A 13,168-nucleotide genomic window follows, 5' to 3' on the forward strand; every position below is an offset into this window, starting at 1 on the left:
ATCGTGTCCAATCAGGTCAGTGCCGGTGCATCGGCCACGGCCCAGACAAGCGAAACGGCGGCACCCGCGCTCGGTGTGCCCTTGCGCGTGTGCCGCCGTCGCGGGGTGGAGCTGTGGGGTTATCGGCCCTGGTTGGCCACGGCCTTGATCGCGTCGGCCGCCGCGTCCGGGTCGAGGTACTGGCCGCCCGGCTTGAGCGGCTTGAGCTCGTCGTCCAGGTCGTAGCGCAGCGGGATGCCGGTGGGGATGTTCAGGCCCGCGATGGCCTCGTCCGAAACGCCGTCGAGGTGCTTGACCAGCGCGCGCAGCGAGTTGCCGTGCGCCGCGACGAGGACCGTCTTGCCCGAGCGCAGGTCCGGCACGATCGCGGAGTCCCAGTACGGGATCATCCGCTTGACCACGTCGAGCAGGCACTCGGTGAGCGGCAGCTCCGGGCCGAGGTCCGCGTAGCGCGGGTCCGCGTCCTGGCTGAACTCCGAGCCCAGCTCGATCGGCGGCGGCGGGGTGTCGTACGAGCGGCGCCAGAGCATGAACTGCTCCTCGCCGAACTCGTCCAGGGTCTGCTTCTTGTTCTTGCCCTGCAACGCGCCGTAGTGGCGCTCGTTGAGCCGCCAGTCCCGCCGGACCGGGATCCAGTGCCGGTCGGCCGCGTCGAGGGCGAGGTTGGCGGTGCCGATGGCCCGCCGCAGCAACGACGTGTGCACCACCTCGGGCAGCACGCCCGCTTCGCGCAGCAGCACGCCGCCACGACTAGCCTCTTTCACGCCCTTCTCCGACAGGGGGACGTCCACCCAGCCGGTGAACAGGTTCTCCGCGTTCCACACGCTCTCGCCGTGGCGGAGCAGCACCAGGGTTCCGACAGCCATGGCCGTCAGCCTGCCAGATGCGGCCGCCCTGTTCACGCCGGTGGTCACTGTGACCTTGATCGGTGCAGCTCCACGGCCGGAGAACGGTGTCGGGAACGGCTCCGGGCCAGGCCGCGAACGGCCCGGCCCGGAACAGCCCCACCGGTCGGTCAGCCGCCCAGGTTGCCCAGGCCGCCGCCGCCACCCAGGCTGCCGAGGCCGCTGCCGCCGCCGGTCAGGCCGCCCGTGAGCCCTTGGAGCACCGGGCTGACGACCGGCACGCCGCCGATGCCGACGAGACCACCGAGGCCACCGAGGCCCGTCTTCTGGCCGGACGTGGCCGCCTTCGAGAGCTGGTCGGCTTCGGACGCGTTGGCCCCCGGTGCCGCGAGCAGGACAACAGCGGTGGCGCCGACCGCGACGGCCAGCTTTCCAAGCATGCGCATGCGTATGTTCTCCGATGTGTGGATGCGTGTTTTGCACCCGACATGGTTGTGACGATCCGCCGCCCCCGCGCGGCGAGCAGCCGACAACAACACCATCGAGTGGTAATTGCACCCCATCAGGTCCTGCGCAAGGCGAGAAAGCAGTCGATCAGGCCGGTGAGCTGGCCTCACGTGCCCGGAGGTCCTTGCGGAGGATTTTCCCCGAGGCGGACTTCGGGATCGCGTCGATGAATTCCACCACGCGCACCTTCTTGTGCGGCGCGACCTGGGACGCGACGAACTCCATCACACCCGCCGCGTCGAGCGGGGAATTCGGCTGGAGGACGACGAAGGCCTTCGGGACTTCCTCGCCCTCCTCGTCGCGCACCCCCACGACGGCGGCGTCGGCGATGTCCGGGTGGGTCAGGAGCAGCGCCTCCAACTCGGCCGGCGGCACCTGGTAGCCCTTGTACTTGATCAACTCCTTGACCCGGTCCACGATGCTGACCAGACCACCCGAGTCGATCACCGCCACGTCGCCGGTGTGCAGCCAGCCGTCCTCGTCCAGCGTGACGGCCGTCGCCCCCGGGTTGTTCAGGTACCCCTTCATGACGTTCGGCCCGCGGCACCACAGCTCGCCGCGTTCGCCGACGCCGACGTCCTCGCCGGTGGCCGGGTCGACGAAGCGGCACTCCATGTTCGGCGCGATCACGCCGACCGTGCCCACCGGGATGTCGTCGCGGTCGTCGGGGATCGCGTGGCTGACCGGGCTCATCTCGGTCATGCCGTAGCCCTGCGACACGCGGCAGCCCAGGCGCTTCGCGACGGCCGCCGCGAGGTCCGCGTCCAGCGGCGCGGCGCCGGAGAACAGCGTGTCCAGGCCGGACAGGTCGTACTGGTCGACCAGCGGGTGCTTGGCCAGCGCCACCGCCACCGGCGGCGCGATGTACACCCGGTCGGTCCGGTGGTCCTGGATCACCCGCAGGAACTCGGGCAGGTCGAACTTCGGCAGCGTCACCACCGTCGCGCCGGCGTTCAGGCCGCAGTTCATCAGCACCTGCATGCCGTAGATGTGGAAGAACGGCAGCACGGCGAGGATCCTCGTGTCGGGACCGACGTTCAGCATCGGCCCGCACTGCGCGATGTTCGCGACCAGGTTCCGGTGCGTCAGCATCACGCCCTTGGCGCGGCCGGTCGTGCCCGACGAGTACGGCAGCACGGCCACGTCCTCGGCCGGGTCGATCGACACCTCCGGCACCGGCTCGGAGTTCGCCAGCAACGACGAGAGGCTCGGGTAGCCGTCGGCCTCGTCCAGCACCACGACGTCCGGGACACCGGCCTTCTCGGCGCCGGGCGCGGCGTTGGGCAGCAGCACGGACACCGTGAACAACATCTTCGCGCCCGCGTCGGCCAGCTGGTGCGCGACCTCGTCCGCCGTGTACAGGGCGTTGATGGTGGTCGCGGTGGCGCCGGCGCGCAGGATGCCGTGGAACACGACCGCGTAGTAAGGGGTGTTCGGGCTGAGGATGCCGACGACGTCGCCCTTGCCGATCCCCTTGGCGGCCAGCGCGGCGGCCAGCCGGTCGATCGCGGCGGCCAGCCGGCCGTAGGTCAGCGACGCGCCGGAGGTGCCGTCGACCAGGGCGACCCGGTCGGCGCGGTCGCCGAGGTCGGCGAACAACAGCTCGTGCAGCGAGACGTCCGGGACCGCGACATCGGGAATCGGACTGCGGAAGACCATGCGGCTGCCTCATTCATCCGGGGGCCGTGATCCCGCCATCGTGAGTCAACCCACACCACCGGTCAAGGCAGCAGATGATCACGCTACAGCGTTACTTAACTCGGCTAAGAACACACGAATGGAGCAGTGTCGCCCCTTGTGGTGATCGCCGACGATCTGCCAAGTTGGCAGGGCCTCGCGGGTCGGCTCCCACGCACTCCGACGACCGGCGCGGCACGAACCGCGGCTTGCCATCCCCCCGTCGGGCCGCGGCCCGCTCTGGGAAAACCGGGCTCCCCCCGCCCGGCTCCACCGCAGCGGGGAACTGTCGCGGGGCGGCTTGCGCTCGTGAATCCCCCTCTCTCCCAAGCCGCCCCGCGCTCCCGCGCGGTGTCGCTCTCAGTAGTCCTGTCGCCAGGAGTCACCACCTCGGTGGAGCTACGGCGTGGCGGCCGTGGCTGCCGGTTCCGATGCGGCCCTGCGGCGCCGGCGACGCCACCACAGGTACCCGAACGCGGGCACGCCGAGCACCACCGCGAACGGCAGCACACCCCCCAGCACCACCAGCAGCCAGCCGAACGCCGCCAGCAAGGCCTTCCAGCCACCGGCGAACGCGCTCAGGAAGTCGTCCTCCTCCGCCACGACCGCCGGCGCGTGCCGCGACGACATGGCGACCGTCAGAGTCGCCATGGCCACTTGGCCCTTCAGCGCCTCGTACCGGCGCTGCAACGACTCCAGCTCGGACTGCCGCTTGGTCAGCTCGGCCTCGATGTCGGTGATCTCCGACGTGGTGGACGCCCGGTCCAGCAGCCCGCGCACCCGCTCCACGCTGGCCCGCTGGTTCGCCAATCGGGCCTCGACGTCCACGACCTGTTCGGTCACGTCCTCGGTCCGCAGCTCACGCCGGCCGATCTCGACGCCCTCCAGCCCGCCGATGGACGCCAGCACCGCGCCCAGCCGGTCTCCGGGCACCTTCAGCGTCACCGAAGCGCTCTGCGCCTGCGACTTCTCCTGCGCCGAGTACCCGCCCTCGGCGATGGCCAGGCCCTTGACCCGCGCCAGCACCGCGGTGACGTCCGCCGCGACCAACTCGACCGTCGCCGTGCGCACGAGCTGCCGGTTCTGCTGCGCCGACGATCCCGCCTGCTGGGCCTCGCCGGACCCGGCCTTGCCCGCGGACTCCTGCTTCGGCGTCCCGCCGCCCGGCTGCTGCTCCGCCGGCGCCGGCACAGCCATGTCTGCCGCCGGCGCCGACGAGAGGTCCCCTGCGCACCCGGCCAGCGCCACCACCGCGAACGCGGCGACCGCCAACCCCACCCGTCTGCCCATCTGCCCTCCCTCGGTTCACCGCTGGGACGGGACGCGGGCTCACCGCAGTTGCGCGGGTGCGATCACGATTCGGACACCAGGTGCCGGAACGCCTCCAGGTTGGACAGCGACTCGCCACGCGAGACCCGCCAGTCCCACTCGCGCTGGATGGCCCCGGCGAACCCGATCTCGAGCAGGGTGTTGAAGTCGCCGTCGGCCGCCTCCACCACCTGACCGAGCACGCGGTCCAGCTCGTCGGGCGTCACGGCGTGCGGCGCGATCCGGCCGACCAGGTAGATGTCGCCGGTGGTGTCGATCGTGTAGTGCACGCCGTACAGCTTCGCGTTGCGCCGCAACAGGAACCGGTAGACGTCCTCGTGCGCCTCGTCGGGCTTGCGGCACACGAACGCCTCCACGACCAGCGCGTGCCTGCCGCTCACGAGCCAGCAGTTCGTCTGGAGCTTCTTCGTGCCGGGCAGGGTCACGAAGTACCGGCCCGGCCCCTTGCGGTCGTAGCGCAGCTCGCGGTCGTCCAAAGTGGACCGGATCACGTCGTCCAGGTCCTGTTCCGGTTCCCGGCTCAAGCGAACACCTCCTCGCGGAACACGTCACGTGCTTCGGCGTACCCGGTGAGGAGTGAATCAGTGGTCCGGTCCCACGAGAACCGGTGGGCGTGGCCCACCGCGTTGCCGGCCAGCTCCTCGCGGTAGCCGGGGCGCAGCACGATGTCGGACAGCGCCCGCGCCCACGGCCCCGCGTCGTGGCCGTCCACCAGCGCGCCGGACACACCGTCCCGGACGGCCACCGGCAGCCCGCCGACGGCCGCCGCGACGACCGGCGTGCCGCACGCCTGCGCCTCCAGCGCGACCAGGCCGAACGACTCGTTGTAGCTGGGCACGGCGACCACGTCGGCCGCCTGGTACACCCCCGCCAGCGCGGTGCCGCCCTGCGGGGGCAGGAACCGCACCACGTCGGAGATCCGCAGTTCCGCCGCGAGCCGGATCAGCTGGTCGGGCGTCTTCATGCCCGAACCGGACGGTCCGCCGACGACCAGCACCACCAGCCGCGACCGCAGCCCCGGGTCGCGCGCCACCATCTCCGCCGCGGCGCGCAGCAGCACGTCCGGCGCCTTCAACGGCTGGATGCGGCCCACGAACGCGAGCACGACCGACTCCGGCCCCAGCCCCAGCGCGGCCCGCGCGGCCTCCCGGTCACCCGGCCGGAACCGCTCCAGGTCCACGCCCGGCGGCACGACCAGCACCTTCCCCGGGTCGGCGTCGTACAGCTTGATCAGCTCGGCGGCCTCCACCTCGGTGTTGGCCACCAGCCGGTCCGCCTCGGCGACCACCTGCTCCTCGCCGATCACCCGCATCCGTGGCTCGGGCGTGTCGGCTGCGGCCAGCGCCAGGTTCTTCACCTTGGCCAGGGTGTGCGCGGTGTGCACCAGCGGCACGGCCCAGCGCTCCCGGGCGAGCCAGCCGACCTGCCCGGACAGCCAGTAGTGCGAGTGGACGACGTCGTAGTGGCCGGGGTCGTGCCGCGCCTCCGCACGCAGCACGCCCGCGGCGAACGCGCAGAGCTGGCCGGGCAGCTCCTCCTTGCCCAAACCCTCGAACGGACCCGCGACCACGTGCCGGACCTTCACGCCCGGCGCGAGTTCGGCGACCGGCGGCAGGTCGGACGAGGTGGCCCGGGTGAAGATCTCCACCTCGATGCCGCGCTGCGCCATCCGCGTCGCGGTCTGCACGATGTAGACGTTCATACCGCCCGCGTCGCCCGTGCCGGGCTGCTCCAGCGGCGACGTGTGGACGGAGAGCACGGCGACCCGCTTCACCGGGAGAGCTCCGCGACGAAGCCGGCCAGGTCGGCGGCGAAGCGTTCGGGCTGCTCCAGGAACGGCGAGTGTCCGGTGCGGTCGTAGCGGCGCAAGTCGGCTCCGGGGATCATGGCTGCCGCGAACTCCCCGGCGGCCGGGTCGACCACCTCGTCGGCGGTGCCGTGCACCACCAGTGTCGGCTTGTCGACCGCTTCCAGCACGGTGGCGCTCTCGACGTCGCGCTGGAACATCTCCCGACGCACCCGCGGCGGGACGCGCAGTGCGGTGCCGACCATGCGCTGCACCAGCTCACCGGGCAGTCCGGGCGCCTGGTCGCGGCAGAACTCGGTCAGCGCGGGCACCGCCACCGCTGGGTCCTCCGACAGCGAGTCGGCCAGGGTGGCCTTCGACAGCCGCCCGGTGACACCGCCGGGCCGGTCCCGCCCGAGTTCGGTGATCGCGCCGACCAGCACCAGCCCGGAGACCCCCGCCGTGCCGTGCGCGCGCAGGTAGTCGGTGACCACCAGACCGCCGTACGACCAGCCGACCAGCACCGCGGGCCTGCCGACGTGGTCGAGCACCGCTCTCAGGTCCGCGGCCCAGGCGGCCGAGTCGCGGTAGCCGCCCTCGGCGATCTCCGAGTCGCCGTGTCCGCGCAGGTCGAGCGCGTAGGAGCGGTACGACGGACTTGGCGGCCACACCTCCCCGGACTGTGCCCAACCGTGCACCAGCACTACCGCCGGGGCGTCCACCGGGCCCGATTCACGGACCGCCAGCCGGACGCCCCCGGCGTCGAGGAGAGTGTTCTGCACGATCCAGCTCAACGCCGTGGTCGTCCCGTCGCTTCCCGGCACAACCGAATTTCTGTCACAACGCGGACATGGTCCGCCATTGGGCCCAGGGGATCTGCCAGTCGTACCAGTCGTACTGCGGCGGCAGCGTGGTGATCGAGCCGGTGACCTCGACCGGGTCGCCGACGAGCGCGCTGTCGTAGAACGCCTTGGCGTCCGCCTCCAGCAGGTTCGCGCAGCCGTGGGAGGTGTTGTTCTTGCCGATGTTCTCGGCGTTGTCGTTGTTCTCGTGGATGAACTCGCCGTGGTTGGAGAACCGCACGGCCCACTTCTTCACCACGTTGGTGTAGCCGTACCGCGGGTTGTCGAAGCTGAACTGCGGGTCCTTCTGCATCACCACGAACGTGCCGTTGGGCGTGGTCAGCTCCGGGTCCGCGTCCCGGCCGAACGACGCCGGGTAGGACGCCACGGTCTGCCCGTCGCGCTGCACCACGAGCTGGTGCGACGGCGTGTCGATCTTCACGACCTGGTTGCGGCCGATGGTGAAGTCGCTGGTCACGTCCGCGCGGCCGAACGCGCCGCCGCCGTAGGGGACGCCGTAGAGCTTCGCCTCGACGTGGACCTCGGTGTTCGCGGGCCAGTAGTCCTCCGGCCGGTAGTGCACCTCGCGGGAGCTGAGCCAGCCCCAGCTGCCCTGCACGCCCGCCGAGTTGGTGACCGTCAGCGCCTTCTCCACGGTGGCCCGGTCGGCGATGTCGGCGTCGAACTCGACCTTGATCGGGACCGCGACGCCCATCGTCTGGTTGTCGCCGGGGAACAGCGTGGCGCGCACCTGGACGGCCGGGTTGATGGTGGTGAACGTGCCCTTGAGCTCGACCGGCCTGCCGTCGGTGCCGGTCGCCCGGCCCGCGTACGTGTAGCTCTTGCCGTAACCCAGCGGCTCGGTGCTCGACCACGACTTCTTGTCGTCGGCGAGCTCGCCCTTCACCGGTTGGCCCTCGGGGTTGGTGAGCGCGACCTCGTCGAGGACGCCCTCGGCCACGGTGACCTGTGCCGGCACGTTCACCGGGACGTCGGCCGCACCGTCGGCGGGCGCGGTGGTGACCTTCACCACGGGCGGGTTGTCGCCGCCGACCGGCTTGGCCGTGCCCTGTTCCACTTCCGCCGCGCAGCCGGCCACCAGGGCCAAGCCGACCAGCAGTGCCGCCACTCTCCTGTGCACGTTACGACCTCCCGATAGGAGGACGTTCCACACGGCTTTCGGTGTGAGTGACCTGCATCACACACCTAGGATCATCAGCGTGAACCGTCCAATCGCAGTCGTCACCGGTGCAAGCGCGGGGATCGGCGAGGCCACCGCCCGCAGGCTCGCCACCGAGGGGTTCCACGTGGTGCTCGGCGCCCGGCGGATCGACCGCCTCCAGGCCATCGCGGCCGAGATCGGGGGCACGGCGGTCGAACTGGACGTCACGTCCGCACCGTCCGTGGAGTCCTTCCTGGACGCCGTCCCGGCCGCCCGGGTGCTGGTCAACAACGCCGGCGGCGCGCGCGGCCTGACCACCGTGGCGGAAGCCGACGAGGAGCACTGGCGGTGGATGTGGGAGACGAACGTGCTGGGCACGCTGCGGATCACCAAGGGCCTGCTGCCGAAGCTCATCGCCTCCGGTGACGGGCACGTGGTCACCGTGACGTCGGTCGCCGCGTTCGAGGCCTACGACAACGGCTCCGGGTACACGTCGGCCAAGCACGCGCAGTCGGCGCTGCACCGGACGCTGCGCGGCGAGCTGCTCGGGCAGCCGGTGCGGGTGACCGAAGTCCTGCCGGGCATGGTGGAGACGGACTTCTCGGTGAACCGGTTCGACGGCGACGCCGAGCGGGCCGCCGCCGTCTACCGGGGCGTGACGCCGCTGACCGCGGACGACGTGGCAGACGTGATCGCGTTCGCGGTGACCAGGCCCGCGCACGTGAACCTCGACCAGATCGTGCTCAAGCCCCGGGCGCAGGCCTCGGCGACCCGCGTGCACCGGGAGTGAGCAGGTCCACGTCGAGCTGGTCGAGCACCGGGCCGATGGGGTTGGCGAAGCCGCGGCGCGGGCTGCCGCCGCAGTAGAGGCCGACCACGTGGTTGCCGTCGTCCAGCAGGACGGCGCCCGAGTCGCCGTGGTCGGCGAACCCCGGCGTCTCGACCCGGATCTGGTCGTACAGGGTGCGGACGCCGAGGCCGACGCCGAAGTCCAGCGTGATCGCGGCGTCCGTGGAGGCGACCACGCCCTCGGTGCAGGCGGTCGTCCGGCCGCGCTTGCGCACCCGACGGCCGACCCGCGCGCCGGCCTGCCCCCGCACCGCGCCCAGCCCGACCACGTCCAGCTTCACGCACGGCGTGGTGAGCATGATCGCGGCGGCGTCGACCGCCCCGGACAGCGCGGCCCGCGCCAACGCGCCGACGCGGTCGTGCACGGGGTGGCCGCCGTCGACCCGGGACGGGTGCACCATCGGATCGCCGACCGCCCAGGCGTCGTCCACGCAGGCCACGTGGAACGACGTCAGCCCCATCACCATCTGCCGGCGGCGCGGCGTGACGAACGCGCCCAGCGTCCCCGCCACCACGTAGTCGTCCGCCTCGGGGACGTCCGGCGGCACGAACCGGATGACCCGGCTGGGCCCGATCCCGACCCCGCCGAGCAGCAACTCGTGCCGCTCCGCCCCGCTCACGCCTTCCGGCGACTCGATGGTGTGGTGCGGCGAGAACGAGTCCTCGACCACGTCGGTCGGGACGCCCAGCACGTCCGGCGGGATGGTGAACTGGGCGGCCGGCCCCTTGCGGCGGACGAACACGACGATCGCCAACCCGCCGGTCGCCCGGCCGTCGACGGTCTTCTCGCCGAGGTCGACACCCACCACGCCGGGCCGGCTCAGGAAGTCGTCCTCAACCAGCTTCTTGATCGGCCTGACGGCCGCTCGCTCGTCGTCTCGGTAGGCCATGGCGACCTCCCACGGGTGCCCCTACCTCCATGAAACGCGCGGAGTGAGAATTCGTCACACCCAGTCACCCGTTCGGCTGTTCGGCCGACACGGTGGAGGGGGTTCCAGCGCGCCACGCAGGGTTCGGCGCAGGTCCCGCAGTTCAGCGCAGGTCGCAGTCGACCAGCACCGGTTCGGGGTGCAGCTCCACGCCGAACGCCGTCCGCACGCCGTCGCGCACCTCGCGCGCCAGGTCCAGCAAGTCCCCGGTCGACGCGCCGCCGCGGTTCGTCAGGGCCAGCGTGTGCTTGCTCGACAGCGCCACCCGGCCGCCGGGCCCGCGGTACCCGCGGTGGAAGCCGGCGCGTTCGATCAGCCACGCCGCCGACAGCTTCGAGAACCCGGCCCCCGCCGGGTACGTCGGCACGTCCACGTGCGGCCCGAGCCGTTCGGCGATCCGGATCAGCACCCCGGTCAGCGTCGAGTCGTCCAGCAGCGGGTTGGTGAAGAACGAGCCCGCGCTCCACGTGTCGTGGTCCGTCGCGTCCAGCACCATGCCCTTGCCGCGCCGCAGTTCCAGCACCGCCTTGCGGGCCGCGTCGGCGGGCACCCGGTCGCCCTGCGCCACACCCAGCACCCGCGCCAGCTCGGCGTACCGGATCGGCGCGGACTGGCCGCCCGCGGTCAGCGCGAAGCGAGCCCGCAGCACGACCGCGTGGTCCGTGCCCTTCAGCACGCTCGTCCGGTAGGCCAGGCCCAGCCCGTCGGCGGGCACCTGGTGCACCCGGCCGGTGCGGCGGTCCAGCAGGTCGACCGAGGTCAGGACCTGCGCCACCTCCACGCCGTACGCGCCGACGTTCTGCACCGGAGTCGCACCGACCAGGCCCGGGATGCCGGACAGGCACTCCAACCCGCCCAGTCCCTGCGCCACGGCCTCCGCGACCACCGAGTCCCAGTCCTCGCCCGCCTCGACGGTGAGCTGCACCAGACCGTCGCCCAACGGGTCGAGCCGACGTCCCGCCGTGCCGACCTGCACCACCGTGCCGGCGAACCCGGCGTCCGCGACCACGAGGTTCGACCCGCCGCCGAGCAGCAGCAACCGCTCACCGGCCGCGTCCAACGCGCGCACGGTCTCGACCAGCTCGGCGGCCGTGGTGGCGCGCGTGAACCTCGCCGCGGGGCCACCGAGCCGGAGCGTGGTGCACTCGGCCAGGGGCACGCGGGCACTGGAGGGCGGGGTGGTCACGACCGTGAACGGTAGCCTCCGCGACATGGCACGCCGCATCGAGCACCGAACCACGTCCCGCCGGCCCGCGCGGGACGTGTTCGCAGCACTGGTGAACGAGAGGTACCTGCGCGACCGGCTGGCCGCGCTGGGTGGCGCGGACCCGGAGCTGGTCGCCTTCACAACCACCGACCAGAGCACGTCGTACCAGCTCAAGCAGGGTGTGCCCGCCGACAAGCTGCCGTCGGTGGCGCGTGGCCTGCTCGGCGGCGACCTCGTCATCGACCGGGCCGAGTCGTGGACCGAGGCCGGTTTCGCGGGCACCGTCGAGGTGACGCTGAACGGCGTTCCGGGCCGTTTGGACGGCACGATCACGCTCGCCGACACCGCGAATGGGAGTGAACTCACCCTCACGGGTCAGGTGAAGGTCGGCATTCCGCTCATGGGCGGGAAGCTGGAGACGTTGATCGCCGAGCAGGTCGCGCTGCTGCTGGACAAGGAAACCGAGTTCACCGCCGAATGGCTCGACCGCCACGCCTAGCCGCGGGCCGGGCGCGCGCGCTCGGCCTGCCCACGAGAGGCACGACGAACCCGAACCGCCTGCGCCGGGTCGACCGGTGGGTCGCGCACACCTACCGCGACCTGCTGCTCTCGCACGACCAGCCGCTGGTGGTCGACCTCGGGTACGGGTCGTCGCCCATCACCACGGTCGAGCTGGCGGCCAGGCTGGGCGCGGTCAGCCCGGACGTCCGGGTGCTCGGCCTGGAGCTGGACGCGGACCGGGTCGCCGCCGGCAAGGAGGTCGCCGACCCGCCGCGGCTGGACTTCCGGCGCGGCGGGTTCGAACTGGCGGGTGCCCGTCCGGTGCTGCTGCGCGCGTTCAACGTGCTGCGCCAGTACACCGAGGAGCAGGCGGCTGAGGCGTGGGACACCATGGTCGGCCGGCTCGCGCCCGGTGGCGTCCTGGTGGAGGGCACGTGCGACGAGATCGGCCGCCGCTGCTGCTGGGTGGCGTTGACCGCCGACGGCCCGCGGACGTTCACCTTGTCGTGCCTGCCCGCCGACCTGGAAACCCCCGGTGACCTGGCCGAACGGCTACCGAAGGCGTTGATCCACCACAACGTGCCCGGCGAGAAGGTGCACGCGCTGCTGAGCGAGCTGGACTCGTGCTGGGCGACGTCCGCGCCGTTCGCGCCCTACGGCCCGCGCGCTCGCTGGGTGGAGTCCGTGCGGCTGCTGGCGGCGCGCGGCTGGCCGGTGCTGGACGACCGGAAGCGGTGGCGGCTCGGCGAGGTCACCATGTCGTGGGACGTCGTGAGTCCCTAGGCTGTGCGGGGTGGACCACGCGGACTTCGTGCAGCAGATGAGGACCCAGTACACCGCACTGCGGGACGCGGCGGTGGCCGCCGGGCCGGAGGCGCCGGTGCCGCCCTGTCCGGAGTGGACGGTGCAGGACCTGGTCGACCACGTCGCGCGGGTCCACTCGTGGGCGTTGCGGGCCCTGCGCACCGCGCCGGACGCCGACCGGCCCCACGCCGACGAGCGGCCCAGGAACTGGGACGACCTGCTCGCGTGGTGGGACGGGAAGTTCGCCGAACTGGCCGACACGTTGGCCGGCGCCACGTCGAACACTCCCGCGTGGTCGTTCGGGCCGAAGAACTTCGGCTTCTGGTCACGGCGGCAGGCGCACGAGACGGCGATCCACCGGCTGGACGCCGAGCACGCGCTGCACGGCGCGGACGTGCCGTCGCTGCTGTTCGACGTGGAGTTCGCGGCGGACGGCGTGGACGAGTACCTGCACCGGATGCTGGTGGGCGCCGCCCGGCGCAAGGCGATCGACCTGGCGGGCCGGGTCGTGCTCCACGCGGCCGACGCCGGTCGCGCCTGGGAGGTGCGGCTGACACCGGGCGAGCTGCCGGAGGTCGGGCCCCTCACCGACTCGGCCACCGACGCGGACGCCACCGTCGCGGGCACCGCCGACGCGCTGTACCGGGCGGTGTGGGGGCGGCCGAGCGGGGCCATTACATCTGGTGATAGGTCACTGCTCGACGGACTGCCCAGACCGTAGATACTTCGG

The 13,168-nt window shown here is 72.0% G+C and carries 14 protein-coding genes; 4 read left to right on the plus strand and 10 right to left on the minus strand.

From position 1 onward, the window contains the following. Positions 1 to 119 precede the first annotated feature (119 nt). The 8 genes from ACRAKI_RS34495 to ACRAKI_RS34530 all read right to left on the minus strand — a co-directional run bounded on the left by ACRAKI_RS34495 (position 120) and on the right by ACRAKI_RS34530 (position 8,127). Positions 120 to 866: a phosphoglyceromutase gene (locus ACRAKI_RS34495; RefSeq protein ID WP_447004644.1), complete on the minus strand. Its 747-nt coding sequence runs from the start codon at positions 864 to 866 to the stop codon at positions 120 to 122. 149 nt (positions 867 to 1,015) lie between these two features. Beyond that, positions 1,016 to 1,291 (minus strand): hypothetical protein, encoded by a 276-nt coding sequence (locus tag ACRAKI_RS34500; RefSeq protein WP_447004645.1) that lies wholly within the window; start codon positions 1,289 to 1,291, stop codon positions 1,016 to 1,018. Between the two features lie 148 nt (positions 1,292 to 1,439). After that, positions 1,440 to 3,011: an AMP-binding protein gene (locus ACRAKI_RS34505; RefSeq protein WP_447004646.1), complete on the minus strand. Its 1,572-nt coding sequence runs from the start codon at positions 3,009 to 3,011 to the stop codon at positions 1,440 to 1,442. Positions 3,012 to 3,428: 417 nt separating this feature from the next. Then, positions 3,429 to 4,319 (minus strand): DUF4349 domain-containing protein, encoded by an 891-nt coding sequence (locus ACRAKI_RS34510; RefSeq protein ID WP_447004647.1) that lies wholly within the window; start codon positions 4,317 to 4,319, stop codon positions 3,429 to 3,431. A gap of 62 nt (positions 4,320 to 4,381) precedes the next feature. After that, positions 4,382 to 4,882: a YbjN domain-containing protein gene (locus ACRAKI_RS34515; protein WP_447004648.1), complete on the minus strand. Its 501-nt coding sequence runs from the start codon at positions 4,880 to 4,882 to the stop codon at positions 4,382 to 4,384. Further along, complete coding sequence (mshA, locus tag ACRAKI_RS34520) at positions 4,879 to 6,132, minus strand: D-inositol-3-phosphate glycosyltransferase (protein ID WP_447004649.1); 1,254 nt, start codon at positions 6,130 to 6,132, stop codon at positions 4,879 to 4,881. Before mshA ends, ACRAKI_RS34515 begins: the two co-directional genes overlap by 4 nt. Further along, entirely contained in the window at positions 6,129 to 6,926 is a 798-nt protein-coding gene (locus tag ACRAKI_RS34525) for an alpha/beta fold hydrolase (RefSeq protein WP_447008596.1), read from the minus strand. The genes mshA and ACRAKI_RS34525 overlap by 4 nt, the downstream gene beginning before the upstream one ends. A gap of 55 nt (positions 6,927 to 6,981) precedes the next feature. Then, a complete protein-coding gene (locus tag ACRAKI_RS34530) occupies positions 6,982 to 8,127 on the minus strand; it encodes a L,D-transpeptidase (protein ID WP_447004650.1) in 1,146 nt (381 codons plus the stop codon). Between the two features lie 79 nt (positions 8,128 to 8,206). Here ACRAKI_RS34530 and ACRAKI_RS34535 point away from each other — a divergent pair, with 79 nt between their 5' ends. After that, positions 8,207 to 8,938 (plus strand): SDR family NAD(P)-dependent oxidoreductase, encoded by a 732-nt coding sequence (locus tag ACRAKI_RS34535; RefSeq protein WP_447004651.1) that lies wholly within the window; start codon positions 8,207 to 8,209, stop codon positions 8,936 to 8,938. Here ACRAKI_RS34535 and ACRAKI_RS34540 read toward each other — a convergent pair. Then, positions 8,892 to 9,887: a hypothetical protein gene (locus tag ACRAKI_RS34540; RefSeq protein WP_447004652.1), complete on the minus strand. Its 996-nt coding sequence runs from the start codon at positions 9,885 to 9,887 to the stop codon at positions 8,892 to 8,894. The genes ACRAKI_RS34535 and ACRAKI_RS34540 overlap by 47 nt on opposite strands. A 142-nt stretch (positions 9,888 to 10,029) precedes the next feature. After that, on the minus strand, positions 10,030 to 11,139 hold the full coding sequence (locus tag ACRAKI_RS34545) for a UDP-N-acetylmuramate dehydrogenase (protein WP_447004653.1): 1,110 nt from the start codon (positions 11,137 to 11,139) through the stop codon (positions 10,030 to 10,032). Here ACRAKI_RS34545 and ACRAKI_RS34550 point away from each other — a divergent pair. Genes ACRAKI_RS34550 through ACRAKI_RS34560 form a run of 3 tightly spaced genes read left to right on the plus strand, consistent with a single transcriptional unit; the run spans position 11,138 to position 13,159 of the window. Next, positions 11,138 to 11,632 (plus strand): DUF2505 domain-containing protein, encoded by a 495-nt coding sequence (locus ACRAKI_RS34550; protein ID WP_447004654.1) that lies wholly within the window; start codon positions 11,138 to 11,140, stop codon positions 11,630 to 11,632. The genes ACRAKI_RS34545 and ACRAKI_RS34550 overlap by 2 nt on opposite strands. Then, entirely contained in the window at positions 11,611 to 12,417 is an 807-nt protein-coding gene (locus ACRAKI_RS34555) for a class I SAM-dependent methyltransferase (protein ID WP_447004655.1), read from the plus strand. The genes ACRAKI_RS34550 and ACRAKI_RS34555 overlap by 22 nt, the downstream gene beginning before the upstream one ends. A gap of 10 nt (positions 12,418 to 12,427) precedes the next feature. Then, a complete protein-coding gene (locus ACRAKI_RS34560; protein ID WP_447004656.1) occupies positions 12,428 to 13,159 on the plus strand; it encodes a maleylpyruvate isomerase family mycothiol-dependent enzyme in 732 nt (243 codons plus the stop codon). Positions 13,160 to 13,168 lie beyond the last annotated feature (9 nt).

This window comes from Saccharothrix isguenensis (genome assembly GCF_052936305.1).

Coding starts and splice junctions, on each gene's coding strand:
- ACRAKI_RS34495 (WP_447004644.1), bottom strand. CDS start 866: ATGGCTGTCGGAACCCTGGTGCTGCTCCGCCACGGCGAGAGCGTGTGG.
- ACRAKI_RS34500 (WP_447004645.1), bottom strand. CDS start 1,291: ATGCGCATGCTTGGAAAGCTGGCCGTCGCGGTCGGCGCCACCGCTGTT.
- ACRAKI_RS34505 (WP_447004646.1), bottom strand. CDS start 3,011: ATGGTCTTCCGCAGTCCGATTCCCGATGTCGCGGTCCCGGACGTCTCG.
- ACRAKI_RS34510 (WP_447004647.1), bottom strand. CDS start 4,319: ATGGGCAGACGGGTGGGGTTGGCGGTCGCCGCGTTCGCGGTGGTGGCG.
- ACRAKI_RS34540 (WP_447004652.1), bottom strand. CDS start 9,887: ATGGCCTACCGAGACGACGAGCGAGCGGCCGTCAGGCCGATCAAGAAG.
- ACRAKI_RS34550 (WP_447004654.1), top strand. CDS start 11,138: ATGGCACGCCGCATCGAGCACCGAACCACGTCCCGCCGGCCCGCGCGG.
- ACRAKI_RS34545 (WP_447004653.1), bottom strand. CDS start 11,139: ATGTCGCGGAGGCTACCGTTCACGGTCGTGACCACCCCGCCCTCCAGT.
- ACRAKI_RS34555 (WP_447004655.1), top strand. CDS start 11,611: ATGGCTCGACCGCCACGCCTAGCCGCGGGCCGGGCGCGCGCGCTCGGC.